Here is a 23,992-nt window from a genome sequence, read left to right as displayed (position 1 = left end):
CATTAGAAGAACATTTTAGTGGGGCCATATCCTATAAAGCGGTCACAATTGATCTGTCATTGTTCAATACATATTAACCTGGATTCCCGCCTTCACATAACGAGGAAGTGAGAAAAACCCTTGATAGTATTGGGTTTTTCTCCATTTCTTACTCACATCTTCACTCGTTATGTGTAAAGACACATAACGAGTGTGCAATAGGACAAATGCCTATCATTATCGGGTTATACACCTACCTCGTTACGAGTGTTCGGGAATCCAGGTATTAACTACTTAGTTTAAATCCATACATTGTTTTCAGCAGCTACTTCGCCTTTAATTTCACCAGTGTTGACAACACCTTTGGTATCACATACATTTTTCCTTTTGAGAGTTTGACCTCTCCATAAGGAAAGGCTATGGCCACCTCGCCATCAAGTACTATGAATACTTCATCAGTCTCTTTAAGATCGTGCCATAGAAAATCCCTTAGAACCTTTATCAGTTTATACAGGTCATTCATTTCACTTATTTTGGAGTTTCATATTATCCAGTGACGTTTATATACTTGCGGCGCTATGCTAACGACAATTTACTTTTTTATGCCGCGGTTAAAAGCCGCCTTTCTCTCAGTCTAGCGAAAAAAAGAGCCACTCTGATTTATAAAATGGTATAATAACTAAATTTCCGTATTTTGACATTAGTGTAACAAGTACGTTTGAAGACTCTGAACCAACAACTGATTGAATTATAATCTTTGGAGAAAAACCTGATTGCTCACTTGTTTCCAACATACGTGGTTCACCAACTTCTTTCCGGAAAAGGTCGACAAGCGTTTCTGATTGGCCGTTTTGTAATGCTGTAATATACATTTTGACACTATCATCTTCCGAATAAATAATAGTTTGATTCTCACCTGTTTTAATTTCCTCCGAGCCGATGAAGAACAGCCTTTACGGCCCCTTCGTTTGTCTCCATCATTTTTGACGTTTCTTGCATTGTGTAATTTAATCCATCAACGAGTAGCACTGCTATACGCTGTTTCGATGAGAGTTCTTGCAACAAAAGGTGTATTCCCTCTATGAGGGTATCTAAATTTGTTGATTTTTCATCGGCTATTGCTGAAATGTCTTGATTAAAGTCTTCGCTTAGCTTTCGTTTCCGATTTCCATCAATCCTAGTATTACGTGCAATTCGAAACAAATAGGATTTGGAGATTATTGGATTTAACGTTGTTGCATAGCTCTTATATGCCTTCATCAAAGTTTCTTGCATCAGGTCTTCTCCATTCCAAGACGATTTCATCAAGTAACGGCAATATTTTTTTAAGTCCTCCATGTAGGGTATAATGGCGTCTTGGAAATTTTTATGCGCTTCAGTAGAAACATCTTGAACAAATGGACACATTGCAAATGCCTCCTTTTTTAACTCTTCATTTATTATAAACGAAAAACAAGATCAGAAAGATACTGCAAGGATAAAAAGTATTAATATCCCCCGTAACTATTTATAACGCTTTTTCGTTTTATTAATTGATGGGGTGCATTTTCGAGGTAGATCCTTATTATAAATATGTATTTCATATTCCAGCTTAAACAGTATTATCTTCATTTTACTGACCCACTCAGGGATCGGCCCCTAGAATATTTAGCATACTGAATCTTGAAGGGAGAAAGAACTATGGAAATTTCAAACGGAGTAAAAATGATTGAATTGCAGATCGAAGCTTTCGGTGGTCGTCAAGAACTGAATCCCACTCTTATTTGGGACGCTGATTGTGCTGTTCTGATCGACACTGGGACACCTGGGAATTTGGAACAAATACGGACAGCCATGAATAGTGCCGGGATACCTTTTGAAAAATTAAAAGTTATTATTCTGACGCATCATGACATTGATCATATTGGTAGCCTTCCTGAAATTTTGCAAGAAGCTAATTCCAACATTGAAGTTTACGCTCATGAAATCGATGGGCCCTATATTGAAGGAAAGTTACCACTATTAAAGGCAAACCTTGACAGTATGGCTTGGCAACTAGAGGAGCTTTCAGCGGATAAACGTCAGGAAGTTGTGGCTCAAGTTAACAGTTCACCAAGAGCTAAAGTTGACAAAACCTTGTTTGGTGGGGAAGAGCTCCCGTTTTGTGGAGGAATCCAAGTTATTTTTTCACACCCGGGCATACACCAGGTCATATAAGTCTTTATTTAAAAAACAGCAAAACCCTATTATCTCTTATCAAGGAGAGAGTTACTGCTTAACAAATGCATTATCTAAAAGGAAATGAAGAGAAGTATTACGGGTGACAAACCTCTGCACTTTTCTATTGCAAAATACAAAAGAGATGTTTCTTAGCATAACCTAATCCGTTGTTGATTAGGCAACACTTATTATATTAGACAAAGTTTTACCTTATCTTACAAAAATGTAATATCTATTTAATAAAATTCGATGGTTACGACCTCCATTATTTTTTACAATAAAATCAATAGTTGTTAGAAATAAAGGAGCGATGAGATATGATAAAGATTTTCAATATAATTATTTGCATTATTGAGGTACTTGTAGATGGTAAGCGGGTAGTAATCGAATTAAATGACCAAATGAGTTAAAATGCAATAAACTATTAGTTTAGAGGGGTGTCTTACTAAGCAGAGAAGGGATAATATCCATGAAAAAAATCATGATAGTTGAGGATAATGATAAACTCCGTATACCTTTAGCTAAACATATAGAAAAATTCGGGTACGAAGTAATTACTTTAGAACAATTCAATGATATCGTAGGCAAATTTCTTGAGAAAGAACCTGATTTAGTATTACTAGATATAAATTTACCATCATTTGACGGCTTTTATTGGTGCAGACAGATTCGCCAACGTTCTACATGCCCGATTATCTTTATATCTGCACGAGAGGGTACAATGGATCAAATTATGGCCCTAGAAAACGGAGGGGATGACTACATTACAAAACCTTTTGAATATGATATGGTAATTGCTAAAGTCAAGAGTAATCTAAGACGAGCATATGGCGAATATGCACCCAGTCAGGGTGAGCGGATGATTGATTTTCATGGTTTGGCATTTTTACCAGAGCGAATGGAACTTCGATTTCAATTGAAGTCAACAGAGGTTTCAAAAAAGGAATTATTATTATTAGAAGTATTATTAGAACGTGGAGAAAAGATAACAAGTAGAGATCGTTTAATTGAAAAAATGTGGAATACGGATATGTTTATTGATGAAAATACGTTAAACGTTTATATCACACGGGTAAGGAAAAGACTTTCTGATATTGGAATCAAAGATGCTATTGAAACAGTTCGTGGGGCAGGTTATAGGATGAGATGTACATGGGAGGAAGTAGAATGAAGTTATTTCTTCGTTCACATTTGTCCCTTATTTTTGTTACCATCATACAGGGAATATTTGTATTTGTTTACTACTGGTTTTTAGGATTTCAAGAATTGGATCATTTGTTTTATGTCTTTATGATTCAAGTAATAACTATAGGAATTTATCTAATTTATCGATGGATACAGGATATAAAACTTTACCGATGGTTACAAAAGTCTAATGATGACGAATTATATGTAACACAATTGGGAAAAAGCGTACTAGCTGAATCCATTTATGAAAGGCAATCTGTACTCACCGAACTATATGAAAATAATCTGCAACAGGTTAAGAAAGATTTAAATGAAAGAGTAACATTTACAAATCAATGGGTACATCAAATGAAAACGCCCTTATCTGTCATCCATTTAATGATTCAAGATAATGATGAAGCGTTATTTCAGGCAATTCGAAAAGAGTTATATCGATTAGAAGATGGATTAAAAACTGTGCTATACTCATCACGACTATCTATGTTTGAAAAAGACTATTCTATTGAAAAGATCCCTCTTCAAAACTTTATGAATGAAATTATAATGGAAAATAAAAGATTGTTTATTCAATACAAAATTTTCCCTAGAAAGTACTTCCCAAAAGATAAATTGTGCGTGTATTCTGATAAGAAGTGGCTGCAATTTGTTATAGGTCAAATTATTTCAAACGCAGTTAAATATTCCGCTAACAAAAGTGATACATTAAATATCAAAATTGAGAAACAAGAAGAGTGCATCTTATTAGAAATTAAAGACTTCGGTGTTGGAATTCCTTCACAAGATATCAGAAGGGTTTTTGAACCTTATTTTACAGGAGTAAATGGAAGATTGTATCACGAGTCAACGGGAATGGGGCTTTATTTAGTAAAAGAAATTATGGGTAAGCTCCAGCATGAAATAGAACTACAATCAGAAATAGGACAAAGTACAACCTTTAAAATATATTTTAAGGAATATGTTTCATCGAATAAACACTAGCATAAAGGGAAATGAAAGAGTCGTGTTTAAAATGGACAATATAGCGGGCTAAAAACATACAAAATCGTCGCCATAAATTTCGACAAACTTCATAATTAGATTGAATCCTAAGAGGAGGAGCCTTACCCAACTAATGAAGGGGTAAGGTTCTTTTATGTCTTTTCCTTACTAAAGTGTAAGGTTGATTTAAGGTAATTCTATTTTTGTATTTTTATATTCCTTATATAATCAATATACAGTCAAATATGTAGGAGGCAATATAATGGCAGATGTATTACAAGTACAAGATTTAAATAAAATTTATGATGGAAAAGCGACCTTCCAAGCTTTAACAAATATTACGTTTAATGTGGAAAAGGGAGAATTTATTGGTGTAATGGGGCCGTCTGGATCGGGGAAAACAACACTATTAAATCTAATCTCCACCATTGATAGACCGACATCGGGACAGGTCATTGTTAACGGACAAGAGCCTCATAAATTTAAAAAAGGGAAACTTGCAGAATTTCGAAGGAAAGAACTAGGATTTGTTTTTCAGGACTTTAACTTATTAGACACATTAACATTGGAAGAAAATATTATGCTGCCTTTGACACTAGAAAGAGTAGATTCAGGTGAAATTGACAAGAAAGTACAGGCTATCACTCAAAAGCTAGGTATTGATTCAATCTTAAATAAACGAACATATGAAGTATCAGGCGGTCAGAAACAACGTACTGCAATCGCTAGAGCAATCATTCATCAGCCTTCCTTGTTGTTAGCTGACGAACCAACGGGAAACTTAGATTCTAAATCATCGAAAGACGTGATGCAGACTTTACAAATGATTAACGAAAAAGATAAAACAACGATGTTAATGGTTACCCATGATCCATCTGCTGCTAGCTATTGTGATCGAGTTATTTTCATTAAAGATGGTAAATTGTACAACGAAGTATATAAAGGAACGAATCAAAAGGTATTTTTTCAACAGATTTTAGATGTTCTATCAATGCTAGGGGGAGATTCGGATGACCTTTCCACAGTTCGCTTATAAAAATATAACGCGTAATTTGCGAGCATATCTAGCCTTTTATTTAAGCAGTTCGTTCGCTGTTATGATTTTCTTTATGTTTGCGATGTTCATCTTTCATCCTGCATTAGAAACAGGTTATATGAATAACATTGCCAAAAAAGGCATGGTATTTGCAGAATGGGTCATTTTTATATTTTCAATCTTATTTGTCCTTTATTCTGTAAGTGCCTTTTTAAAAACACGGAAAAGTGAATTTGGAATCCTTACAATTCAAGGGTCATCACCTAAACAACTTCGCCTACTAATCACACTGGAGAATGTATTCATCGGTCTTGCTTCTATCGTTACAGGAATCATTGGTGGTACAGTGCTTGCTAAACTGTTCTTTACTGCAGGGTCATATATAGTCGAAATGGAACCACTTGAACTATATTTCCCCTTGAAAGCACTAGGAATAACAATTGGGGTATTTCTACCTCTGTTTGTGCTTATTTCTCAATTTACACTCTTTATTATCCATTCAGAAGAAGTAGTTTCTTTACTGAAGGGGTCGGTCAAACCAAAAAAGGAACCAAAGCCTTCTATACCTTTTTCTATACTAGGAATGATGTTCTTAGGTGGAGGGTTTGGCTTGGCATTATTTGCAGGTATTGATATTGGTAGTGCAGTTATTATTACTGTTTGTACAGTAATAGGGACCTACTTGTTTTATAGCCAATTAAGTGTCTGGATACTGAAACTGTTGAAACGAAATAAGAAATTTTATAGAAAAGGTACAAATCTACTTTGGGTTTCTGATTTAATGTATCGAGTCAAAGATAATGCTCGTTTATTTTTCATCGTAAGTATTGTTTCTGCTGTAGCCTTTACGGCAACAGGAACTTTAGCCACTTATAAATCAATGTTTACTACTGAAGATTCATTATATGAAATGGAGTTTCTATCCTATTCTAGTAACAAGGATGAAAATGAACAACTGACATATATTCAACAACAGTTTGAACAAAAAAATATAGATTACGAGCAATCTAAATTTAAAGTGATTGAAACTGGTCAAGGATCATCGAATTATCCTGTTTTAGTTCTTTCATACAAAGATGGGATGAAGATATTACCTGAATTAAAAACTTCTAAACTTGAGGAAGGAAAAGGGGTTTACTTTGGGCAAACAGAACGAGAAGGATATACAGTACTCCAAGATAATACGACAGATTTACAATTAAATAACCAACAAATGTCGATAAAGTTGCAATCAATTGAACAGCCAGTCCTTTCTCTTCATGATGTGTTAGTTGTTAATGAAAATACCTTTAATCTATTGAAGCAAGGTAATGAGTTAGTAACCTTTTATGCTTTTCAATTTGCTAATTCAAAAGAGAACTTAGATATAAGTCAAAAGATACATGATCATATCGTTGGTGAAACATATAACCCAGATGCTAGGTACTCTTCAAAGGCCATCGAATATTATCAGACTGTTCAATTACCAAGTTTAAGTCTGTTTATTGGTTTATTTATTGGCATCATCTTTTTCTTGGCTGCTGGGAGTTTCTTGTATTTCAGGTTGTTTACGGATTTATATGAGGAAAGAAAAAAATATAAATCACTAGCTAAAATCGGATTGAGTGAAAAGGAAATGGTTAAAAACGCAAACATTCAAATGGCAATCCTCTTTTTCCTACCATTTTTGTTGGCTATTGTTGAAACAGGTTTCGCCTTACAGGTGTTACAAAGGGAGGGAGGATTTTCTAACGTATTTCAATCAGGAGTTATTACCATTTTAGGATTCTTGGGATTACAGCTTCTATACTTTATTGTCATTCGTTCTAGTTACATCAAAAATTTAAAAGAATATGTATATCGCTAATTAAAAATTAAGGGAGAGATAAATATTGAAAAAAGTAGTGAAAATAACTGTAGGAATTGTACTTGCTTTAGTTGTCATATTAGTTGGTTTTTTTACGATTGTTCCAGAAGTAGATAGAGATCTTATCAACCCTTTTGTACCTAAAGAAGAGGTATATGTACAAATCAATGAAGAACCCATTGATGCTCGCAGATATGAATATACTTTAATTGGCTATACTGAAGACGGTGATAAAAAGGAAGTAACATTTAGTTCAACAAGAGTATTAAAAGAAAATGCCTTTTTAATAGTTACTACAAAAGGGTCTTATGTAGAAAAGTGGGAAGAAATACAGGTTGAAGAACTACCAGATAGAGTAAAAGAACAGTTAAACAGTGATTGACCAAATAGATATGCCACCATCTGTTTAAAGTTCGAAATTATAAGTTTGAGTATCTGAAATGAGTAAAAGAATATTTTGTAACTATATTAAGAGAAAATAGCCATCCCAATAATTAAGATGATGGAGAGGTTATATGTTTAGATTAGATAAACAAAATAGAAATCCAACATACGAGCAGTTAACCGAAAAAATAAAAGTGGAAATTTTAAGTAATATTATTAGCCCGAATACTGTACAAAGATCATACTATGAACTTGAAAATCAAGGATATTTATATTCTATAAAAGGAAAAGGTTATTATGTCGCATCTATTAATATTTTTCAAATAGGATAGAAAATAGAACATGAGTTAAAACCACAGTTTTTAAGAGTAATACAAATGGCAAAATATCTTGGATTATCAAGTAAGGATATACTGGAATGGTTGGGTGAAGCAGATTGGATTTAATTCATTATTAAAAAGTTCCTGCAATGTACGTAGGTCAACTTTTGTATCTTGTTGCAACAAGATGGTCGCAAAAGTATGACGCAAATGATGTAGAGAAAAACGATTGGAAGGTAGACCGGCTTTTTCAAGCAATTCCTTAAATAACTTATGGACAGAGCGAACATTTAATGCTACGTTCAGCTTGCTGTAAAATACAGGTTCTGTCTCATACTATTCATTTTCTGTTAGTGTATCCCGGTAAACGTTAAGGGTTGTATTACCATAGGATGAATAGGGAGTAGGCGCTCTTTTTTTCCTTTTCCGTAAATTAAAACAGTCTTTTCATTTAAATCAATTTGCCCCCAGGTTAGTTCAACAATTTCAGAGCGTCGCATGCCGGAAGTAGCAAGCAGCTTGAACAGGTCTCATTACGTAGTGCAAAAGGGTGTCGGTCATTCTCCAAATATCGTAAAAACTGTTGGAGTTCGGCAAGCTTCATATATTTGGGGAGCTTTTTATCCGTTTTCGGTGCTACAATCCCAGCCATAAAGTCTACCGATAGATACCGTTCCTTGATACAAAAGCTAGTGAATGATTTGAGACAGGAAATTCTACGTTGGACTGAGCGAGGTTTCATCTTTTGGTTTAATACCTGATCTTGAATAAACCGACGGACGATGGAAGATGTAATATCTGACAACTCGCAGGAACGGCCATATTTCTTCAGAAAACTTTCAAAACAGCGTAGATCAAAAGCATAAGCCTGGATTGTATGCGGAGAACAGTTTTTTTCAACTTCTACATACATGAGATACTCATCCATAGCATGATACAGTTTCATTAACAACAACCTCCAAAAATTGAGTTACAAGGACGAGCTGCAAAATTATGGGCTGAAACTGTAAGTTATAAGAAACGAATCATGTATTATGTATTCCGAACAAAACGTTACAGGTTAGGAAGAAAACAACTTCACAATAATAAATCTTATAGGAATAAGGGACTTAGAGTTATTGTTCTGTTTTAGTTTTTCTAGTTTACATAATATATATTATAGGAAGTTGTGACGAAAACCAGAAATTTCATCTTATTAACAAAGTATACTTGAGATAGTGAGATATTTTATGAAAAAACTACACTAGAAACAATTTTCAAAGTGTAGTTTTTTTCTTATATTCTTTTCTAATCAACCATGTTCACTTTTAATGTCTACTTTAGCTAGAGGTTTTTTTGCTGGACCTTCCATTACCTTACCCTCATAAGAAAATCTCGAGCCGTGACATGGACAATCCCAGCTTCGGTCACCAGAATTCCATTCGACTTCACAGCCTAAATGTGTGCAGGTCGTGTCTACGGCATGCAACGTTTGCTCTTTATCCTTATAAACCCCAGTTCTTTTACCGTTAATTCGTGTAACAATTGCTTCATCTGTTTTTATTTGTGCTAACTCATTATTAGAAAAATCCAGTTTACCTTTTACCATATGTTTTGCTACATCTGCATTCATCTCAATAAATTTACGTACAGATGGATCTGGCTGAAATCTCGATGGCTCATAAATATCCGCATGTTCATTCGGTGTCTCCGTTATTTTATCAGCAAGTATCATGGCTGCTGCAGTTCCATTCGTCATACCCCATTTTCTGTAGCCTGTAGCTACATAGACATTACTCTCTCCTTTGGATACAGCACCAATATATGGTACTTTATCTATGGTGGTTAAATCTTGGGCAGACCAACGATAGGCAATATCCTTCATTTTAAAATGCTTCGATGAAAAATCCTCAAGCTTTTCATAGTGATGGATTACAGACTCTCCTTGACCTGTTTTGTGATTCTCACCTCCAATTAACCACAAGGCTCCCTTCTCACCTGGTGTACTTCTAACAGATCGTGAAGGGCTCTTTGCGTTAATATACATACCCCCAGGGTATTTTAGCTTTGAGTTGATAGCTAGAACGTAAGATCGTTCAGGGTACATTCTGGCAAAGTAAAAGCTTTGCTTATCATAAAATGGGAAATGTGATGCAGCAATCACATGATTACATGTGATACGATGGCCATCTTTTGTAACAATATTTGGGTGTTTGTTATACTCAATATCAACAGCTGTCGTATTCTCATAAAACTCGACTCCATTATCCTTGCTTGCTTGAACGAGTGCTTTTAAGTATTTTAAAGGGTGGAATTGAGCTTGGTCTTTCATCATAACCGCAGCTTTGATTGGCAGATTTAAAGGCATTTCCGACAAATATTCACTACTAATTTCTAACTTTTCATAAGCTTTTATTTCATTTTCTAGCTGCATAATATATTTATCATCATTTGTGTATACATAAGCATCTTGTGTTTCATAATCACAATCAATTTTATTTTCCGATATGGTATCCTTAATGAATTCCTTCGCCTTTATAGCAGCATGATAATACTTGGCTGTTTTTTCTTCTCCCATATGTTTCATAAATTCATCGTAGATTAAACCATGCTGTGCAGTTATTTTGGCTGTTGTATGACCTGTAGTACCATTAAGTATTTCATCAGAATCGATTAAAACAACTTTTAAATTTTGTTTGGATAATAAATAGGCTGCAGTGATACCAGTAATACCGCCCCCTACAATCCCAACATCAGCTTTTATGGAAGTGGTCAGTTTTTCAAATGTGGGTAGTTTCATTTCTCGCCAATAAGGTTCTGGAAATTGTGGAAGTTGAATTTCACTCACTAATTTGTCTCCTCTTCTGCAATATAGATTAGCATTATTATGAACTATTTTAGATGAATATATGTGTTTTAATAACAGTTAAACAGGTAATTAGAATAAATAGAGAGGTGAAATGATGAGAAAGCATCTAAATATTAGTGGACGAGTGCAAGGTGTAGGTTTTAGGAATTCAGCACAGATGAAAGCAAAAAAAATGAACCTATATGGTTGGGTTCAAAATAATGAGGATGGTACGGTAGAACTTGAAGTTGAAGGGAAAGAAGAACAGCTAAACACCTATATACAACAACTTGATGAAGGTTTAAATAAGTTTATTAACGTAGAAAACATGGAGATTGAAACCATGGAAGACTATGGGTATGATAGTTTTCAAACAAGATAATCAACTCTACATCAGTTTAGTAACAAAAAGCTCAACCGGTATTTTTTCCGGTTGAGCTTTTTGTTACTAATTATTTTTCCTCAAAAAACTTTTGGTTTATTGCGATATATGGGGTCTCTTCTTCTGGAACCTCATCCTCCATATAAATTGCTTCTACAGGACAAACAGCTTCGCAAGCACCACAATCGATGCAAATTTCTGGATCTATATAAAACATATCTTTTCCTTCTTCTATACAATCAACAGGACAAACCTCTACACATTCGCCCGCCTTTTCTTCCTTACACGGTGAAGTTATTACAAAAGCCATAAAACCATTTCCTCCTCTAATCATTACATATCCGTTTCTAATAAGTATGCTACAAGCTATTATAACTATTTTTACCAAAAATTAAAAGAGCAAACCTTCTACCTCGACATGTGTAGAGAATCTTCATTACTTAAGCTGTCGTCTAAAATGAATGTATCAAGACAAGCTGCACGTTGTTCCAAATTGACCGCTTGTCCGCAATCCTTTATATTCTCCGCCCTTCTATCCAGCACAATTTTGCTGAGGTGATGACAGTGTGCTCACATTGCCAAAAAAGGTCTGTTGTTCCCACTATACTTCTGAATCAATCTCGTTTAATAGCTCATGAAACCAATTTATATTAACTATATGGTGTGAAAGAGAATTTTCTAACATACGAACAAAATTCTTCATGAGAGTTGATCTGTTTATTAATGCTTCTTCGATGAGCGTAATTTTTTTCTTTGTTTGTTTAATCTGAACATGAATTAGTTCCCTCATCTTTTCTTTGTCGAATTCTTTTTCAAAAAGCATAGCATTATAAAAGGAAAGGTTTATATAATCTGTTTTTGTCCCGTACTTCGTCATTAAACGATTAAACTCTTTAATTCCCAAATCAGTAATAGTATATTTATTTTTTTCCCTGGATTCTGTTTTCCTCGTTTCCGAAATACGTAGAATCAATCTTTTTTCTTCTAATTGTTGAAGATTGTAATAAAATGAACCTTTGGTGTAGCTGACTACAAACTCGTAATTTCGCTCATTCATGATTGACAGCAGTTCATACCCATACGAACATTGTTTTTCTTTTAACAAACCTAAGATTAAAAGTGGAATCAATTGATCTCTCCTCATAAAATGTGATTGATTTTGCTTTACTTACTGTTATTAATCTCGGAGACATTAACAGTAAACTCCTCAAAACTCAATTGTCCTATAGCAAACTTTATACTTTGAACAAATATACGTTCATTCTTAGTTAGTTCGCGTTTTCCTACCTTTTCTATCCATTCTTGCTCTATATCCAAAATATCTAAAACATGCTTTTGTTTTAAGAAAGCTTCATAGTATCTCAATCCGAATTTTCTTTGGGATATAGCATCAATATGAATCCCATCTGGATTTGCGGTTAAGCCTTTTGATGTTACAAAATAGCAATTTTTTTCGGTATGAGCAACTTTAGATAATATCTGGTTAATTTGTTCGTATTCTACAGCGCTTTTCCCAAAACCTGATTCCCCAAGGTAGTGTCCCAACTCACCGATTATCAGCGGAATATCTGGTGCGTTTAATTCTTCTCTCAGGTGTTTAAATAGTAGAAGTAACTTATCTTCATAAGTCTTATAACTTTCTCCATAACTATCGCTTTCTCCTTGATGCCACAGAATTCCCACTAATTCACTTGTTTCCATAGCGAATTTCGCTTCTGAAATCGCGTGTCTTGTTAATAGCCCATCAATTGCCCACTCATCAATAGAGCTTCCACCCTCGGCACATGGTATTAATCCAATGGACTCGCCCGGATGATCCTCTGTCCAGGCTTGAGCAAAGGAGGTTGCCGGTCCAACACCGGCTACGTTGCGATCAAAATTAAGTGGTTCTGCCATCATTTGCCATCTACCGTTTCGCAACATATTTATATGTTCATTATAAATCGGTGATACTTCCTCTATAAAACCTCTGCCCGCCATATTTGATTGTCCGATTAATAATATTGATTTCATAGGAAAACCTTCTTTCTGAATTATAATAGTCTAATTAGACTAAGTGAGTTTAAGAGTATAGCTTCATTAGACCATTGTCAAGACATAAACATTAGTTCTTAGTTATTTCAAGTAAGCTATGGAAAGAATCAAGGAAAGAGCCACTCAACTATTGCGGCATCCTTAACCAGCAATTATTGGCAAACCTGGTTGAACATTTCTTTTATACAAATCAATCCGTGATTTTGTTCATCGAAGTTTCTTCTTCTAACAAAACAACTATTTGAAGCAACATCTTTATATAATTCGAGTATCCCTTGATGAAATCTCTTCTCCTATTTTACTAGTTCGATTGGTCGCAGTTTTTGTATATTATAGCATAATATTTAAAAATTCATACTATTTATAAAGTAATACAATCTACACACCTAGTAAGATTCACTTTTTAAACGTATAACCATATTATTTAGTAATACATGATAAGGGAGAGAATTGCATGGAGATAACAATCCGCCAAGGGGATTCATTATGGTATTACAGCCAGTTATTTGGAATTCCCCTGGTTCTAATAGAACAATCAAATTTGGGAATATCCCCCAATCAATTATCCATAGGGCAGAATGTACAAATCCCCGGTTATGTAACTGATCCCTATAACATACAGGCAAATGATACATTGTATTCTATTTCAATCCGTAATAACGTCCCTTTGGATATGTTGTTTCTAGCAAACGATTCTCTGGTTCCGAGCAATTTGCAACAGGGACAATTACTACAGATCCCCCAAAAGGTTAACGCTATGCTCTTCACTGATCCGGATAGGTATACGTATGATAGGATGTTAGAAGATCTCCAAGCATTACAAGAGGTATATCCTTTTATTCGGCAAAACATTATTGGAAATTCCGTAATGGGTAAAGATCTAATTGAATTGCAAATTGGTAATGGAGCAAAGCAAGTCCATTTAAATGGCTCTTTTCATGCAAATGAATGGATTACAACACCAGTTATTATGCGATTTTTAAACGAATATGCCCTTGCATTGACAAATCATCTTCCCATAAGAGGAGTTTTTGCATTACCATTATTTACAGATACGACTTTCTCTATCGTTCCAATGGTTAATCCAGATGGCGTAAACCTCGTTCTTAATGGTGTTGGTGCTGCTGAGGACAGAGAAGAAGAAGTTTTGGAGATAAATAGTCAACAGGCTGATTTTTCAAATTGGAAGGCGAATATTAGGGGAGTCGACCTAAATAACCAATACCCAGCACTCTGGGAAGTGGAAGCTGAACGAAAACCAACTTCCCCCGAGCCTAGGGACTTCCCAGGCTATGCCCCTTTAACTGAACCTGAGGCGATTGCAATGGGAGAATTAGCAAGACAACGTGATTTTGTGCGTGTGAATGCTTTACACACACAGGGAGAAGAAATTTATTGGGGGTTTGAAGGTTTTGAGCCACCAGAATCAGAACAAATTGTGATGGAATACGCACGAGTTAGCGGTTACGAGCCTATCCAGTATATCGATAGTTATGCAGGCTATAAGGATTGGTTTATTCAAGAGTTTCAACTCCCAGGATTTACAATAGAATTAGGCAGTGGAGTGAACCCCTTACCCATTGAACAATTTGAAGATATCTACCAAGAAACCCTCGGAATCATGCTTGCAAATCTTTATTTATAAACCAGTTCGAAGAGACTCGGTTAAAAAATAAGAGGTAAAATAACAAGGGGGCTCCCCTGTTATTTTACCTCTTCAAAGTAATCTTTACGAAAACCGCCAATGCGATTACTGTTATCCATGATGAAATAAAACTCATCTGTTTCATTTTTTACGTCATAAACTTCCCCTGGAGTTAATTTATGATGTACGATAAACTTTTTAGCATCCGCATGGACACATTTTATTTGTTTTTGTGTTTGTCTTTTATCCCAATCTAAATGAATCATGCTTGATTCCTCTCTTTGTTTACATAATATTATTATGGTTTACTTGAATAAATAAAGAAACTTTTTATAACCTTCTTCATCCATTTTGCTTACAGGTACAAATCTCATAGCAGCTGAGTTCATACAATATCGAAGCCCTCCCGCTTCCATTGGACCGTCTTCGAAGACATGTCCAAGGTGAGAATCGGAATCTTTACTTCTTATTTCTGTACGCCTCATGCCGTGTGTAGTATCTGTTTTCTCCTCCACTTGATTTTTATCAATTGGCTTAGTAAAGCTTGGCCATCCACAACCTGCATCATATTTGTCTTTAGAAGAGAATAATGGCTCTCCTGTAATAACATCGACATAAATTCCCTCTTCTTCATTATTCCAATAGTCATTTTGAAAAGGTCTTTCCGTCCCGTTTTCTTGGGTAACATGATATTGAATAGGAGTGAGTTTTTGTTTAAGCTCCTCTTTGTCAATAGCTTTCTTCCATGTGTTTTTTATAAAGTCTTCTCTTCCGGATCCTTTTTTGTACAGTCTATAATGAAACGACTGTTTCTTATAGTAATCTTGATGCTTCTCTTCCGCTAAATAGAATGGTTTTGCTGGAAGAATTGGTGTAACAATGGGCTTAGAGAATTTTCCGCTCTGCTCTAATTCCTTTTTAGACTGCTCTGCTTGTTGTCTTTGTTGCTCATTGTGGTAAAAGATAGCGGTTTGATAAGATTCTCCGCGATCGTTAAATTGTCCTCCGGCATCCGTCGGATCGATTTGTTGCCAGAATGTACGAAGTAATTGCTCATACGGCATGACGTCTGGATCAAATGTAATCTCTATAGCCTCCACATGGCCCGTTGTATCTGAGCAAACTTGTTCGTATGTTGGGTTTTCTACATGTCCCCCTGTATATCCTGATACAACGCGATGAATCCCTGGCCTCTGATCAAATGGTTCTACCATACACCAAAAGCAACCCCCGGCAAATGTTGCAATTTCTTTGTTTGAACTCATGCTATTACCTCCATTGCTGATTTCAGCTTACCTCTATTTTTCCGTTTCTTATTAAAAAAATCAAGTCGGGGGTCTTATATTTTTTAAAAAAATAGAATTGGCTTTGAATCACCGCTCGTTTCTTTCTTTCTTTGTATCCTGGGTTGATTATTTGTGGTTTGTTCTTTTCTTTGCTTTTGCTCATCTAAATCTTTTGGCGTATCCTTGGATTCTTTATCATCTGCTTCCATATCTTTAAAAGCTTTCATCATACGATACATAGATGGCAGGTTCTTTACCATTGGACCGTATTCCTGCACAATAGGTGCGGTAGACTGTACGACTTTTAAAACTTGCTGCACATTATTTAAAGTCGAAGATAGTCCACCCACCCCTTTATTTATTAATCCCACAGAGCCTTGTTGGTTTGTAAATTTACCTAAAAGTGATGGTAATCCTTGTCTAGTTGCTCCTACATTTTGATTGGGAAACATAAATGGATTAGAACTTGGACCTGATGGACGTTGGAATGGCTGGTTCCGAGGTGCTGGAAATACCATGCTGCACTTCCCCTTTATTATATGAATTTTGACTTTGCATCACTAATAGAATACGTTGCATTAACAAAATGGTGTAGGCTAAGAAATAGGGGGAATAATTTAATGGAATATTTCCCGGGCAACCGCATGATTCAACAGTTTCTCGCCGATGAAGGGGCTTAATTTGTCGAAAGGGGAACCATTATGGTGGGATAATGCTTCCTTCCTTATTTATAAAGACTGCTACCGCTTTTCTTAACTCATGTAATTTTTGATCAAACGTTTGTTTGAATATTAATAAATAAAAAAGCTGCCTTTTAGACAGCTCTTCCACTCATTGTAAATTTTATTTTTTATAATCATCCCACAACGCATCGAAGGTCACCAACGCCGTAGCAAAAGGACTGTTCCACTCGAGGTAGCTACTTAACTCGTCGTAGTCAGTAGAATGCCGTGGAAAGTTATGGTCGTAAAATGCCCAGTCCGCCAACTGTGATTTATTGTCAGGCCTTTTCTTCCCACGATAGGTCATTAAATAATGATAAAAAGAGCGCATGTATATTCCTCCTCTGTTACAGCTCCTCCTGATCCATAAATTCTTGATGCCTTTTTAATTTCTTCCTATAAACGAATGCTGAAAGACGTATACTGATTTCATAGAGAAGAATTAATGGTACTGCTACAACGAGTTGTAGTAAGAAATCAGGTGGCGTGACAATAGTGCCTATAATAATCAAGATTAAATAGGCGTATTTTCGGCTCTTGCGCATAAATTCTGGTGTTAGAACACCAATTGTGGTTAGAAACATTGCAATGATTGGAATCTCAAACAGGATCGCAAATGGCAATGTAACGCGCAACATAAATTTAAAGTACTTTTCTGTTGTAAACATCTCGTTAAACATACCTTCACTTAAACCAAGTAAAAAAGGCAGTATTAATTCTACGAATAAGTAATAGCCAAATACTAAACCAGCAATAAACAGTAAAAATACAGCAGGTATGTATGCCATGGAGGCTTTTCTCTCAAGGTCTGTTAATCCAGGTTTAATAAATGCCCAAATCTGGTATGTTAATACTGGTATTGTACCAGCGATTGCCACAAGACTTGCCATGGTAAAATAAAGCCAAATCGTCTCACCAGGGCTAATAATGTTTAGCTGAAAACTGAGATCTGCTGTGAAAAAGTGATAGATGTCCTTCACATAAATAAATCCCAAAGCGAAAAAGGCTACAAAGAAAACTGCTGTAACAATTATTCTATTTCTCAACTCTGTTAGATGTCCCGTTACGTTCATTTCCTTCTCATGTAAATCTGTACTGTTGTCTGACATATTCCACACTCCTGAATTATATCTTAGCAGACACAAAAGAAGATGCAAGGGTATGTACCTTACACCTTCATTCATTAATTTTTAGTTGATGTATGATTATTACTTTTGTTGGTGGTTTCTTCATCTGAAACAATATCTCTTGTAGCATTTTTAAATTCTTTCAGAGAACTTCCAAAAGCTTTGCCGATTTCTGGTAGCTTAGAAGGTCCAAAAACAATTAAAGCAACAATTAAAATTAATATTAAGCCCGGGATGCCGATACTACTGAACATTTCATTTCACTCCCAAGTTTTATTTTGTTTCACTTTTAGTGACTTCTTTTTCATCGTATGAGTCATCGTTAGTTAGGTCACGGGTTGACTTGCGAAACTCACTTAATGACTGTCCCGCTGCTTTCCCTATTTCTGGAAGTTTTTTCGGACCAAAGATAACAAGTGCTATGATAAGGATAAGAATCAATCCAGGAAATCCAATACTTGAAAACATCTAAACACCTTCTCTACTCTTTAAAGTTATGTCTTGATGATACAGACTTGTTTCCCTTAGTTTACCATGGAAGCCCATAGACGAACAAGCTTTTATGTGTCTCTTCTTAGTTTAATCACTTTAAATTATTTCATTCACTTTTCACAGTCAATCATTTAACTCGATCATATTGGATAAAGTAATAATCATAAGGATTACTCTCGTCCTTTTCTCCTTTTATCTTAGATGTCTCTTCCCAGTCCTTATAAGAGATTTCGGGAAAGTAAGTATCTCCCTGGAAGGCTTCATCAATCAACGTAATATACATTCGGTCAGCAAATGGCAGAACTTGCTCAAATAAACGGCCACCACCGATAACGAAGTATTCTTTTTCAGGGTTCATTTTGTTCCATTCCACAATAGTGTCCACACTCGATATACAGGTTACCCCTTTTTCTAACTCTGAAGCGCTGGTGATCACAATATTTTCTCTTTTGGGTAGCGGAAATCCTATTGACTCAAAGGTTTTTCTTCCCATGATAATTGTATTGCCTAACGTTTTTTCCTTAAAGAATCGTAAATCTTTAGGTAAATGCCATGGAAGATCATTGTTTCGTCCAATCAGGTTGTTCTGATCCATCGCCAATAACAAAGATATCATTCTATTCCCTCCTTTTTTCCCTAAACTGCGATTGGTGCTTTAATAGACGGATGAGGATTATAATTCACTACAGCAAAATCACTCATCTCAAAGTCGAAGATAGACTGCTTGTCTCCCGTAATGTTTAACTTAGGCATACTACGAACATCTCTGTCTAATTGTGTCTTTACCTGCTCAACATGATTTAGATAGATATGCGCATCACCTAAGGTATGAACGAATTCGCCAACTTCAAGGCCACATTCATATGCAATAAGATGTGTTAGCAGTGCATAACTTGCGATGTTAAAAGGTACACCTAAAAAGACGTCGGCACTTCGCTGATATAGTTGGCAAGATAGTTTCCCATCTGCTACATAAAATTGAAATAAAGTGTGACATGGCGGTAAAGCCATTGTTGGTACATCTTCAGGATTCCAAGCAGAAACGATATGACGTCGGGAATCAGGGTTATGTTTAATAGATGTAATTACATCTTTTAACTGGTCAATGGTTGTATCGTTTGAGGTTTTCCATTCTCTCCATTGTTTCCCATATACGGACCCTAAACTTCCATACTTGGCAGCAAAATCATTATCCTGCAATACATTTTGCTTAAAAAGGTTCATTTGCTCTATATATTGCGCTTTGAATGCCTCGTCCACCTGACTGCGGTTTCCGAAGTCCTTCATATCAGGTCCTTTATATTCTGTGCTATTAACCCACTTTTCGAAGGCCCACTCATTCCAAATATTATTATTATGCTCTAAAAGATAACGTATATTGGTGTCACCTTTTATGAACCATAACAGTTCAGAAGCAACAAGACGAAAAGGAACTTTTTTAGTAGTTAATAGTGGAAATCCTTTACTAAGATCAAATCGCATTTGATGACCAAAAACAGAGTATGTTCCAGTATTTGTCCGGTCCTCCTTTTTTGTTCCGTGCTCCAAAATATGTTTACACAAATCTAAGTAAGCTTGTTCACCAGTTATCATTATGATCTCCCCACTTCAATAATCTCAAATTAATGTTTATTGTAACATAAACGTAACGCATGAAAATATAATTTTCTACATAAATCTGTTAAGAGCTTTCATATCGGGAAAGGGGATTGTTGCATGCTGAATGGAACAATGGAACATGTGGTAAAACATTCCATATTGTGTAGTTATGTACTTAGTCAGCCGCTTGTTACGTACGTCGATGCATACCCTGAACTGCAAAATAAAAAATTAATGGAAACAGAACAGCTAGAGTTTGGAGAACACGGAGAGTCTATTAAACTTCTTCAGAAAAAGCTTAATAAGCTAGAATATTTTGATGCTGAATTAGATGGAGAATATGGTGTTTTAACTGCCCATGCTTTGAAAAACTTTCAGGCAGATTATAATATAACAATCAACGGCCAAGCAGATGAACAAACTATCCAGGCCTTGATAGATACCGAAAAAGATCTCTATTTAAAACAAATCCAAAGTCTTTCCACAGAAGTATATCCAGGATTAACAGGAGAAAATGTAGAAACAGTTCAAAACGCCCTTCAGTATTTTGGTTATTATAAAGGAAATATCGATGGTATATATGGACCGCTTACGAAAGAAGCACTTATTACCGCAAGCAATGAACATGATGGCATTGAGTTGGCCGAAGCTCCAGCCGTAAAGGTGACAGTCCAAAACAAGGTTGAATCAGAAGCAGTAAAGGCTCAAGTAAGTAACGCTGGTGAAAAGGAAAATGTTAAAGAAGAAAAAGAGGAAGAAAAAAAGCAGGTAGTTGTTGAAGGAATTAACGGTGGAAGCATCGTTTCCCAGGCGCACTCCTTTGTTGGTGTTCCCTACGTATGGGGCGGCACTACACCAGCAGGTTTTGACTGTAGCGGTTTTATCCAATACGTGTTCAACATGCAGGGGATCGAAACTCCAAGAACGGTAAGTGATATGTGGAATTTTGCTAAACCTGTCGATTCAAAGTCTGTTGGAGATTTGGTTTTCTTTGAAACCTATAAACCAGGTCCTTCCCATATGGGAATATATATTGGCGATGGAAAATTCATTCACGCTGGTGAATCGCGCGGCGTTGAGGTCACGAACTTAAATAATGAGTATTGGAAAGAAAGATATATTGGATCCAAACGGGTTATGAAATAGATAGGATATGTTCGGATAAGAAATAGCTGATTACATATACTAAGCTATCAAAAGAGTAAAAGGTGGATTCTATGACAGGCCTCTTATTGAAATTAATCATCACACCGTTGGGAATTGTTGTTTCATCCTGGATATTGCCAAATGTGCAATTTGCTGCTTGGTATCAGCCGATTTTGTTGGGAGCAGTGTTAGCTGTTATTGGTTATATGGGAGAGCTCATGTTTCTTGGTAGAAAAACGAAAGGCTTTGTTCTAGCAATGGATTTTGTTATATCTGCTGTCGGGATATATATTGGGGCATGGGTGTTTGCAAACACTGGTGTAACCTTACTTGGAGCCATTCTAACAGCAGTCATTCTCGTTATTACTGAGATCTTTCAACATAATTGGCTAATCAATAGTGGAAGAATAAAGAAAGAAGGCATTTTACGCTAAAAAGGTCTATAAGGATGAAAAAGTATATGTTAGAAATAGCAGGCACCGTTGTGAGGATGCCTGCTATTTCTAATTTTACTTACCATTCTTGATGAAACTTCTCCAAAAATTGTTGCATAAATTGATGTCGATCCTCTGCTAGTGATTTTGCAGTACTCGTATGCAAGGTTGATTTCAGTTTTAATAATTTATCATAGAAATGTTGAATCGTATTATCATTATCCTGTTCATGGTACATAAATTTCCCCCTTGCTCCGCCAAAAGTAAAAGCTCTAGCAATACCAATAGCACCTATGGCGTCAAGGCGGTCGGCATCTTGAACAATTTTACCTTCCAGCGAGGATGGTACTTTACCTTTACTAAACGAAATGGCGTTTATTCCTTTTACAATGGCTTCAATATTAGGTCTAGTTAATTGAAGAGACTCTAAAAAGTTTTCTAATTCTTGTATTGCCGCCTCTTCATTTTCTACAAGCTTATGATCTGCCGCATCATGCAACCATGCAATAGCCTCACATTGAAATATATTAGCATTCTCTTCCCCAGCGATTTTCATCGCCATACGGGTGACGCGTTGTAAATGATAAAGATCATGGCCTGTTCGTTCATTATTAAAGGAGTTTGTTACATACTGCCGAATTGCAGTTAATTGCTCATGCTTCTCCATTAGAATAACCCTACTATCTTGCCATCTTCTGTCACATCCATGTTTAATGCAGCGGGATGCTTTGGTAAGCCTGGCATTGTCATTACATCCCCAGTCAACACCACAATGAATTCCGCCCCAACAGAAGCTCGTAGTTCCCGTATGTGAATTGTAAATCCTGTTGGGCGTCCTACCTGTGAAGGGTCATTAGACAAAGCATATTGGGTTTTTGCCATGCACACAGGCAATCTACCCCACCCCAGATTTTCGAAAAATACTAATTGGGAGCGAGCTTTAGCGCTTAATACGATGTCATCTGCTCCGTAGATGGTTTGGGCTACAGTTCTTATTTTTTCTTCTAGAGGATCGTGTAGATCGTATGTATATTTTAAGCTTGTAGCCGGTTCTTCCGCTTTTTTGATAACTTTTTCTGCTAAGTCGATGCCGCCTGCTCCACCGTTCTTCCATACATCGGTGAGTGCTACTTCTACATTATTCGTGAAGCACCATTCTTTCAAAAAGTCTATTTCTTTTTGAGTGTCCGTCGGGAATTTATTAATTGCTACAACATATGGAAGGCCGAATGATTCGATTGTCTCTATATGTTTCTTTAAATTTTCAACCCCACTTGCAATTGCTTCCACATTTTCGGTTGTTAGTTCACTTTTCCCAACGCCACCATGCATTTTCAAAGCGCGGAGGGTAGCAACAATGACCACAGCACTAGGTTGGATGCCTCCTGCACGTGATTTAATGTTTAAAAATTTCTCTGCACCGAGATCTGCTCCAAATCCAGCCTCAGTAACAACATAGTCCCCTAGCTTTGCTGCTGTTTTGGTTGCAATGATACTATTACAGCCATGAGCAATATTAGCAAACGGACCACCATGAATGATAGCAGGCGTATTTTCCGTTGTCTGGACAAGATTAGGCTTTAATGCATCTTTTAGTAATACAGTTAATGCACCTTCTGCATCTAAATCATCAACTGTAACTGGCTTTTCATCGTAGGTGTAGCCTATTACAATCTTCTTAAGCCGGCGTTTTAAATCGTGAAGGTCCTTGGCCAGACATAAAACAGCCATGATCTCAGAGGAAACCGTAATACTAAAAGCATCTTCTCTAGGAACGCCTTTGGTAGGTCCACCTAGTCCTACTACAACTTGGCGTAATGCTCTATCATTCATATCAAGTACCCTGTTCCATTCCACTCTTCTTGGATCGATATGTAGATTGTTCCCTCTATGTATATGATTATCAATAAGCGCAGACAACGCGTTATTCGCTGTTGTGATAGCATGTAAGTCTCCCGTAAAGTGCAGGTTGATATCCTCCATTGGAAGAACTTGAGCATATCCTCCACCAGCAGCGCCACCTTTTAAGCCCATTACAGGTCCAAGACTCGGTTCACGTAACGCAATAATTGCCTTTTTATCAAGTTTATTTAATGCTTGTCCCAAACCTACTGTTACGGTCGACTTTCCTTCACCTGCTGGAGTGGGATTAATAGAGGTGACTAAAACTATTTTCCCATCGGGCTGTTCCTCTAACTTTTCTAAGAGACCTGTGGAGAGTTTTGCCTTCGTTCTACCATACGGTTCCCAGTCTTCTTCTGATAAGCCAAGATCTGTTGCAATGTCGTGAATCGGTTTTAAAGTTGTTTCCTGTGCAATTTCAATGTCTGATTTCACTCTCTTATTCCTCTTTTCTATTTGCTGGTTT

General features: G+C 36.2%; 30 protein-coding genes and 1 pseudogene. 11 read left to right on the top strand and 20 right to left on the bottom strand.

Going from position 1 to position 23,992, the window contains the following annotated elements:
- Positions 1-608: 608 nt before the first annotated feature.
- Positions 609-851 (bottom strand): hypothetical protein, encoded by a 243-nt coding sequence (locus tag AC6CHS_RS03075; protein WP_498234012.1) that lies wholly within the window; start codon positions 849-851, stop codon positions 609-611.
- A 49-nt stretch (positions 852-900) separates the two neighbouring features.
- On the bottom strand, positions 901-1,386 hold the full coding sequence (locus AC6CHS_RS03070; protein WP_498234010.1) for an RNA polymerase sigma factor: 486 nt from the start codon (positions 1,384-1,386) through the stop codon (positions 901-903).
- A 273-nt stretch (positions 1,387-1,659) separates the two neighbouring features.
- On the opposite strand from AC6CHS_RS03070, the pseudogene AC6CHS_RS03065 reads away from it, so the two are divergent.
- The 7 genes and pseudogenes from AC6CHS_RS03065 to AC6CHS_RS03035 all read left to right on the top strand — a co-directional run.
- Positions 1,660-2,210, top strand: a pseudogene (locus tag AC6CHS_RS03065) (MBL fold metallo-hydrolase); the annotation flags it as partial.
- 437 nt (positions 2,211-2,647) lie between these two features.
- Positions 2,648-3,349 (top strand): response regulator, encoded by a 702-nt coding sequence (locus tag AC6CHS_RS03060; protein ID WP_498234008.1) that lies wholly within the window; start codon positions 2,648-2,650, stop codon positions 3,347-3,349.
- Positions 3,346-4,344, top strand: coding sequence for a sensor histidine kinase (locus AC6CHS_RS03055; protein WP_498234006.1), 999 nt, complete (start codon positions 3,346-3,348; stop codon positions 4,342-4,344). Before AC6CHS_RS03060 ends, AC6CHS_RS03055 begins: the two co-directional genes overlap by 4 nt.
- Positions 4,345-4,606: 262 nt before the next feature.
- Entirely contained in the window at positions 4,607-5,380 is a 774-nt protein-coding gene (locus AC6CHS_RS03050) for an ABC transporter ATP-binding protein (RefSeq protein ID WP_498234004.1), read from the top strand.
- Positions 5,355-7,226, top strand: a complete 1,872-nt coding sequence (locus tag AC6CHS_RS03045) for an ABC transporter permease (RefSeq protein WP_498234002.1) — start codon at positions 5,355-5,357, stop codon at positions 7,224-7,226. The genes AC6CHS_RS03050 and AC6CHS_RS03045 overlap by 26 nt, the downstream gene beginning before the upstream one ends.
- 25 nt (positions 7,227-7,251) lie before the next feature.
- Complete coding sequence (locus tag AC6CHS_RS03040) at positions 7,252-7,608, top strand: YxeA family protein (protein WP_498234001.1); 357 nt, start codon at positions 7,252-7,254, stop codon at positions 7,606-7,608.
- Positions 7,609-7,741: 133 nt separating this feature from the next.
- Positions 7,742-7,942: a GntR family transcriptional regulator gene (locus AC6CHS_RS03035; protein ID WP_498233999.1), complete on the top strand. Its 201-nt coding sequence runs from the start codon at positions 7,742-7,744 to the stop codon at positions 7,940-7,942.
- A 66-nt stretch (positions 7,943-8,008) separates the two neighbouring features.
- Here AC6CHS_RS03035 and AC6CHS_RS03030 read toward each other — a convergent pair whose 3' ends face one another.
- From AC6CHS_RS03030 to AC6CHS_RS03015, 4 genes are all read right to left on the bottom strand, one after another.
- A complete protein-coding gene (locus AC6CHS_RS03030) occupies positions 8,009-8,236 on the bottom strand; it encodes a tyrosine-type recombinase/integrase (RefSeq protein WP_498234554.1) in 228 nt (75 codons plus the stop codon).
- Between the two features lie 44 nt (positions 8,237-8,280).
- Entirely contained in the window at positions 8,281-8,430 is a 150-nt protein-coding gene (locus tag AC6CHS_RS03025) for a tyrosine-type recombinase/integrase (protein ID WP_498233997.1), read from the bottom strand.
- Positions 8,403-8,876, bottom strand: a complete 474-nt coding sequence (locus AC6CHS_RS03020; protein WP_498233995.1) for a site-specific integrase — start codon at positions 8,874-8,876, stop codon at positions 8,403-8,405. The genes AC6CHS_RS03025 and AC6CHS_RS03020 overlap by 28 nt, the downstream gene beginning before the upstream one ends.
- 345 nt (positions 8,877-9,221) lie before the next feature.
- Positions 9,222-10,709 (bottom strand): FAD-dependent oxidoreductase, encoded by a 1,488-nt coding sequence (locus AC6CHS_RS03015; protein WP_498234552.1) that lies wholly within the window; start codon positions 10,707-10,709, stop codon positions 9,222-9,224.
- Positions 10,710-10,872: 163 nt separating this feature from the next.
- Between AC6CHS_RS03015 and AC6CHS_RS03010 the strand changes: the two genes are divergently transcribed.
- A complete protein-coding gene (locus AC6CHS_RS03010) occupies positions 10,873-11,139 on the top strand; it encodes an acylphosphatase (RefSeq protein WP_498233994.1) in 267 nt (88 codons plus the stop codon).
- 70 nt (positions 11,140-11,209) lie between these two features.
- Here the strand turns inward: AC6CHS_RS03010 and AC6CHS_RS03005 are convergent, their stop codons facing one another.
- From AC6CHS_RS03005 to AC6CHS_RS02995, 3 genes are all read right to left on the bottom strand, one after another.
- Entirely contained in the window at positions 11,210-11,449 is a 240-nt protein-coding gene (locus AC6CHS_RS03005; RefSeq protein WP_036572900.1) for a ferredoxin family protein, read from the bottom strand.
- 291 nt (positions 11,450-11,740) lie between these two features.
- Positions 11,741-12,268 (bottom strand): PadR family transcriptional regulator, encoded by a 528-nt coding sequence (locus tag AC6CHS_RS03000; protein ID WP_498233991.1) that lies wholly within the window; start codon positions 12,266-12,268, stop codon positions 11,741-11,743.
- Positions 12,269-12,303: 35 nt separating this feature from the next.
- Positions 12,304-13,152 (bottom strand): sialate O-acetylesterase, encoded by an 849-nt coding sequence (locus AC6CHS_RS02995; protein WP_498233990.1) that lies wholly within the window; start codon positions 13,150-13,152, stop codon positions 12,304-12,306.
- 475 nt (positions 13,153-13,627) lie between these two features.
- Here AC6CHS_RS02995 and AC6CHS_RS02990 point away from each other — a divergent pair, with 475 nt between their 5' ends.
- The gene (locus AC6CHS_RS02990; protein WP_498233988.1) at positions 13,628-14,818 is read left to right on the top strand and encodes a M14 family metallopeptidase; all 1,191 of its coding nucleotides are present in this window, start codon (positions 13,628-13,630) and stop codon (positions 14,816-14,818) included.
- Between the two features lie 59 nt (positions 14,819-14,877).
- Here AC6CHS_RS02990 and AC6CHS_RS02985 read toward each other — a convergent pair whose 3' ends face one another.
- The 9 genes from AC6CHS_RS02985 to AC6CHS_RS02945 form a co-directional block, all read right to left on the bottom strand.
- Positions 14,878-15,084, bottom strand: a complete 207-nt coding sequence (locus AC6CHS_RS02985; protein ID WP_036572896.1) for a DUF6501 family protein — start codon at positions 15,082-15,084, stop codon at positions 14,878-14,880.
- A 39-nt stretch (positions 15,085-15,123) separates the two neighbouring features.
- Positions 15,124-16,083 carry a peptide-methionine (R)-S-oxide reductase MsrB gene (msrB, locus tag AC6CHS_RS02980; RefSeq protein ID WP_498233986.1) on the bottom strand — a complete coding sequence of 320 codons (960 nt, stop codon included), beginning with the start codon at positions 16,081-16,083 and terminating at the stop codon, positions 15,124-15,126.
- Positions 16,084-16,166: 83 nt separating this feature from the next.
- Complete coding sequence (gene vrrA, locus AC6CHS_RS02975) at positions 16,167-16,622, bottom strand: VrrA/YqfQ family protein (RefSeq protein ID WP_498233984.1); 456 nt, start codon at positions 16,620-16,622, stop codon at positions 16,167-16,169.
- A 325-nt stretch (positions 16,623-16,947) separates the two neighbouring features.
- A complete protein-coding gene (locus AC6CHS_RS02970) occupies positions 16,948-17,157 on the bottom strand; it encodes a YozE family protein (RefSeq protein ID WP_498233982.1) in 210 nt (69 codons plus the stop codon).
- A gap of 16 nt (positions 17,158-17,173) precedes the next feature.
- Positions 17,174-17,935, bottom strand: coding sequence for a twin-arginine translocase subunit TatC (gene tatC, locus AC6CHS_RS02965; protein ID WP_238019027.1), 762 nt, complete (start codon positions 17,933-17,935; stop codon positions 17,174-17,176).
- A 74-nt stretch (positions 17,936-18,009) separates the two neighbouring features.
- The gene (locus AC6CHS_RS02960; protein ID WP_036572892.1) at positions 18,010-18,207 is read right to left on the bottom strand and encodes a twin-arginine translocase TatA/TatE family subunit; all 198 of its coding nucleotides are present in this window, start codon (positions 18,205-18,207) and stop codon (positions 18,010-18,012) included.
- A gap of 19 nt (positions 18,208-18,226) precedes the next feature.
- Entirely contained in the window at positions 18,227-18,421 is a 195-nt protein-coding gene (gene tatA / locus AC6CHS_RS02955; protein WP_036572891.1) for a twin-arginine translocase TatA/TatE family subunit, read from the bottom strand.
- 151 nt (positions 18,422-18,572) lie between these two features.
- Positions 18,573-19,061: a dihydrofolate reductase gene (locus AC6CHS_RS02950; protein ID WP_498233979.1), complete on the bottom strand. Its 489-nt coding sequence runs from the start codon at positions 19,059-19,061 to the stop codon at positions 18,573-18,575.
- 20 nt (positions 19,062-19,081) lie between these two features.
- Positions 19,082-20,038, bottom strand: coding sequence for a thymidylate synthase (locus AC6CHS_RS02945; RefSeq protein ID WP_498233978.1), 957 nt, complete (start codon positions 20,036-20,038; stop codon positions 19,082-19,084).
- A gap of 123 nt (positions 20,039-20,161) precedes the next feature.
- Between AC6CHS_RS02945 and AC6CHS_RS02940 the strand changes: the two genes are divergently transcribed.
- Both AC6CHS_RS02940 and AC6CHS_RS02935 read left to right on the top strand, forming a co-directional pair.
- On the top strand, positions 20,162-21,190 hold the full coding sequence (locus AC6CHS_RS02940; RefSeq protein WP_498233976.1) for a C40 family peptidase: 1,029 nt from the start codon (positions 20,162-20,164) through the stop codon (positions 21,188-21,190).
- 71 nt (positions 21,191-21,261) lie between these two features.
- Positions 21,262-21,624 carry a DUF2512 family protein gene (locus tag AC6CHS_RS02935; protein ID WP_036572886.1) on the top strand — a complete coding sequence of 121 codons (363 nt, stop codon included), beginning with the start codon at positions 21,262-21,264 and terminating at the stop codon, positions 21,622-21,624.
- A 79-nt stretch (positions 21,625-21,703) separates the two neighbouring features.
- On the opposite strand, the gene AC6CHS_RS02930 is transcribed toward AC6CHS_RS02935, so the two are convergent.
- A complete protein-coding gene (locus tag AC6CHS_RS02930; protein WP_498233975.1) occupies positions 21,704-22,291 on the bottom strand; it encodes an HD domain-containing protein in 588 nt (195 codons plus the stop codon).
- Positions 22,291-23,961: a formate--tetrahydrofolate ligase gene (locus AC6CHS_RS02925; RefSeq protein ID WP_498233974.1), complete on the bottom strand. Its 1,671-nt coding sequence runs from the start codon at positions 23,959-23,961 to the stop codon at positions 22,291-22,293. Before AC6CHS_RS02925 ends, AC6CHS_RS02930 begins: the two co-directional genes overlap by 1 nt.
- Between the last annotated feature and the right edge of the window lie 31 nt (positions 23,962-23,992).

It is taken from the genome of Oceanobacillus sp. GQ8 (assembly GCF_059758495.1).
The sequence above is the reverse complement of the archived record's forward strand: the minus strand, read 5'-3'. Positions and strand labels throughout refer to the sequence as shown.

Bases quoted from the DNA above. Each gene is read 5' to 3' on its own strand.
- AC6CHS_RS03075 (WP_498234012.1), bottom strand. From the start codon at position 851: ATGTATATTACAGCATTACAAAACGGCCAATCAGAAACGCTTGTCGAC.
- AC6CHS_RS03070 (WP_498234010.1), bottom strand. From the start codon at position 1,386: ATGTGTCCATTTGTTCAAGATGTTTCTACTGAAGCGCATAAAAATTTC.
- AC6CHS_RS03060 (WP_498234008.1), top strand. From the start codon at position 2,648: ATGAAAAAAATCATGATAGTTGAGGATAATGATAAACTCCGTATACCT.
- AC6CHS_RS03055 (WP_498234006.1), top strand. From the start codon at position 3,346: ATGAAGTTATTTCTTCGTTCACATTTGTCCCTTATTTTTGTTACCATC.
- AC6CHS_RS03050 (WP_498234004.1), top strand. From the start codon at position 4,607: ATGGCAGATGTATTACAAGTACAAGATTTAAATAAAATTTATGATGGA.
- AC6CHS_RS03045 (WP_498234002.1), top strand. From the start codon at position 5,355: ATGACCTTTCCACAGTTCGCTTATAAAAATATAACGCGTAATTTGCGA.
- AC6CHS_RS03035 (WP_498233999.1), top strand. From the start codon at position 7,742: ATGTTTAGATTAGATAAACAAAATAGAAATCCAACATACGAGCAGTTA.
- AC6CHS_RS03025 (WP_498233997.1), bottom strand. From the start codon at position 8,430: ATGCGACGCTCTGAAATTGTTGAACTAACCTGGGGGCAAATTGATTTA.
- AC6CHS_RS03020 (WP_498233995.1), bottom strand. From the start codon at position 8,876: ATGAAACTGTATCATGCTATGGATGAGTATCTCATGTATGTAGAAGTT.
- AC6CHS_RS03015 (WP_498234552.1), bottom strand. From the start codon at position 10,709: ATGAAACTACCCACATTTGAAAAACTGACCACTTCCATAAAAGCTGAT.
- AC6CHS_RS03010 (WP_498233994.1), top strand. From the start codon at position 10,873: ATGAGAAAGCATCTAAATATTAGTGGACGAGTGCAAGGTGTAGGTTTT.
- AC6CHS_RS03005 (WP_036572900.1), bottom strand. From the start codon at position 11,449: ATGGCTTTTGTAATAACTTCACCGTGTAAGGAAGAAAAGGCGGGCGAA.
- AC6CHS_RS02995 (WP_498233990.1), bottom strand. From the start codon at position 13,152: ATGAAATCAATATTATTAATCGGACAATCAAATATGGCGGGCAGAGGT.
- AC6CHS_RS02990 (WP_498233988.1), top strand. From the start codon at position 13,628: ATGGAGATAACAATCCGCCAAGGGGATTCATTATGGTATTACAGCCAG.
- AC6CHS_RS02985 (WP_036572896.1), bottom strand. From the start codon at position 15,084: ATGATTCATTTAGATTGGGATAAAAGACAAACACAAAAACAAATAAAA.
- msrB (WP_498233986.1), bottom strand. From the start codon at position 16,083: ATGAGTTCAAACAAAGAAATTGCAACATTTGCCGGGGGTTGCTTTTGG.
- vrrA (WP_498233984.1), bottom strand. From the start codon at position 16,622: ATGGTATTTCCAGCACCTCGGAACCAGCCATTCCAACGTCCATCAGGT.
- AC6CHS_RS02970 (WP_498233982.1), bottom strand. From the start codon at position 17,157: ATGCGCTCTTTTTATCATTATTTAATGACCTATCGTGGGAAGAAAAGG.
- tatC (WP_238019027.1), bottom strand. From the start codon at position 17,935: ATGTCAGACAACAGTACAGATTTACATGAGAAGGAAATGAACGTAACG.
- AC6CHS_RS02960 (WP_036572892.1), bottom strand. From the start codon at position 18,207: ATGTTCAGTAGTATCGGCATCCCGGGCTTAATATTAATTTTAATTGTT.
- tatA (WP_036572891.1), bottom strand. From the start codon at position 18,421: ATGTTTTCAAGTATTGGATTTCCTGGATTGATTCTTATCCTTATCATA.
- AC6CHS_RS02950 (WP_498233979.1), bottom strand. From the start codon at position 19,061: ATGATATCTTTGTTATTGGCGATGGATCAGAACAACCTGATTGGACGA.
- AC6CHS_RS02945 (WP_498233978.1), bottom strand. From the start codon at position 20,038: ATGATAACTGGTGAACAAGCTTACTTAGATTTGTGTAAACATATTTTG.
- AC6CHS_RS02940 (WP_498233976.1), top strand. From the start codon at position 20,162: ATGCTGAATGGAACAATGGAACATGTGGTAAAACATTCCATATTGTGT.
- AC6CHS_RS02935 (WP_036572886.1), top strand. From the start codon at position 21,262: ATGACAGGCCTCTTATTGAAATTAATCATCACACCGTTGGGAATTGTT.
- AC6CHS_RS02930 (WP_498233975.1), bottom strand. From the start codon at position 22,291: ATGGAGAAGCATGAGCAATTAACTGCAATTCGGCAGTATGTAACAAAC.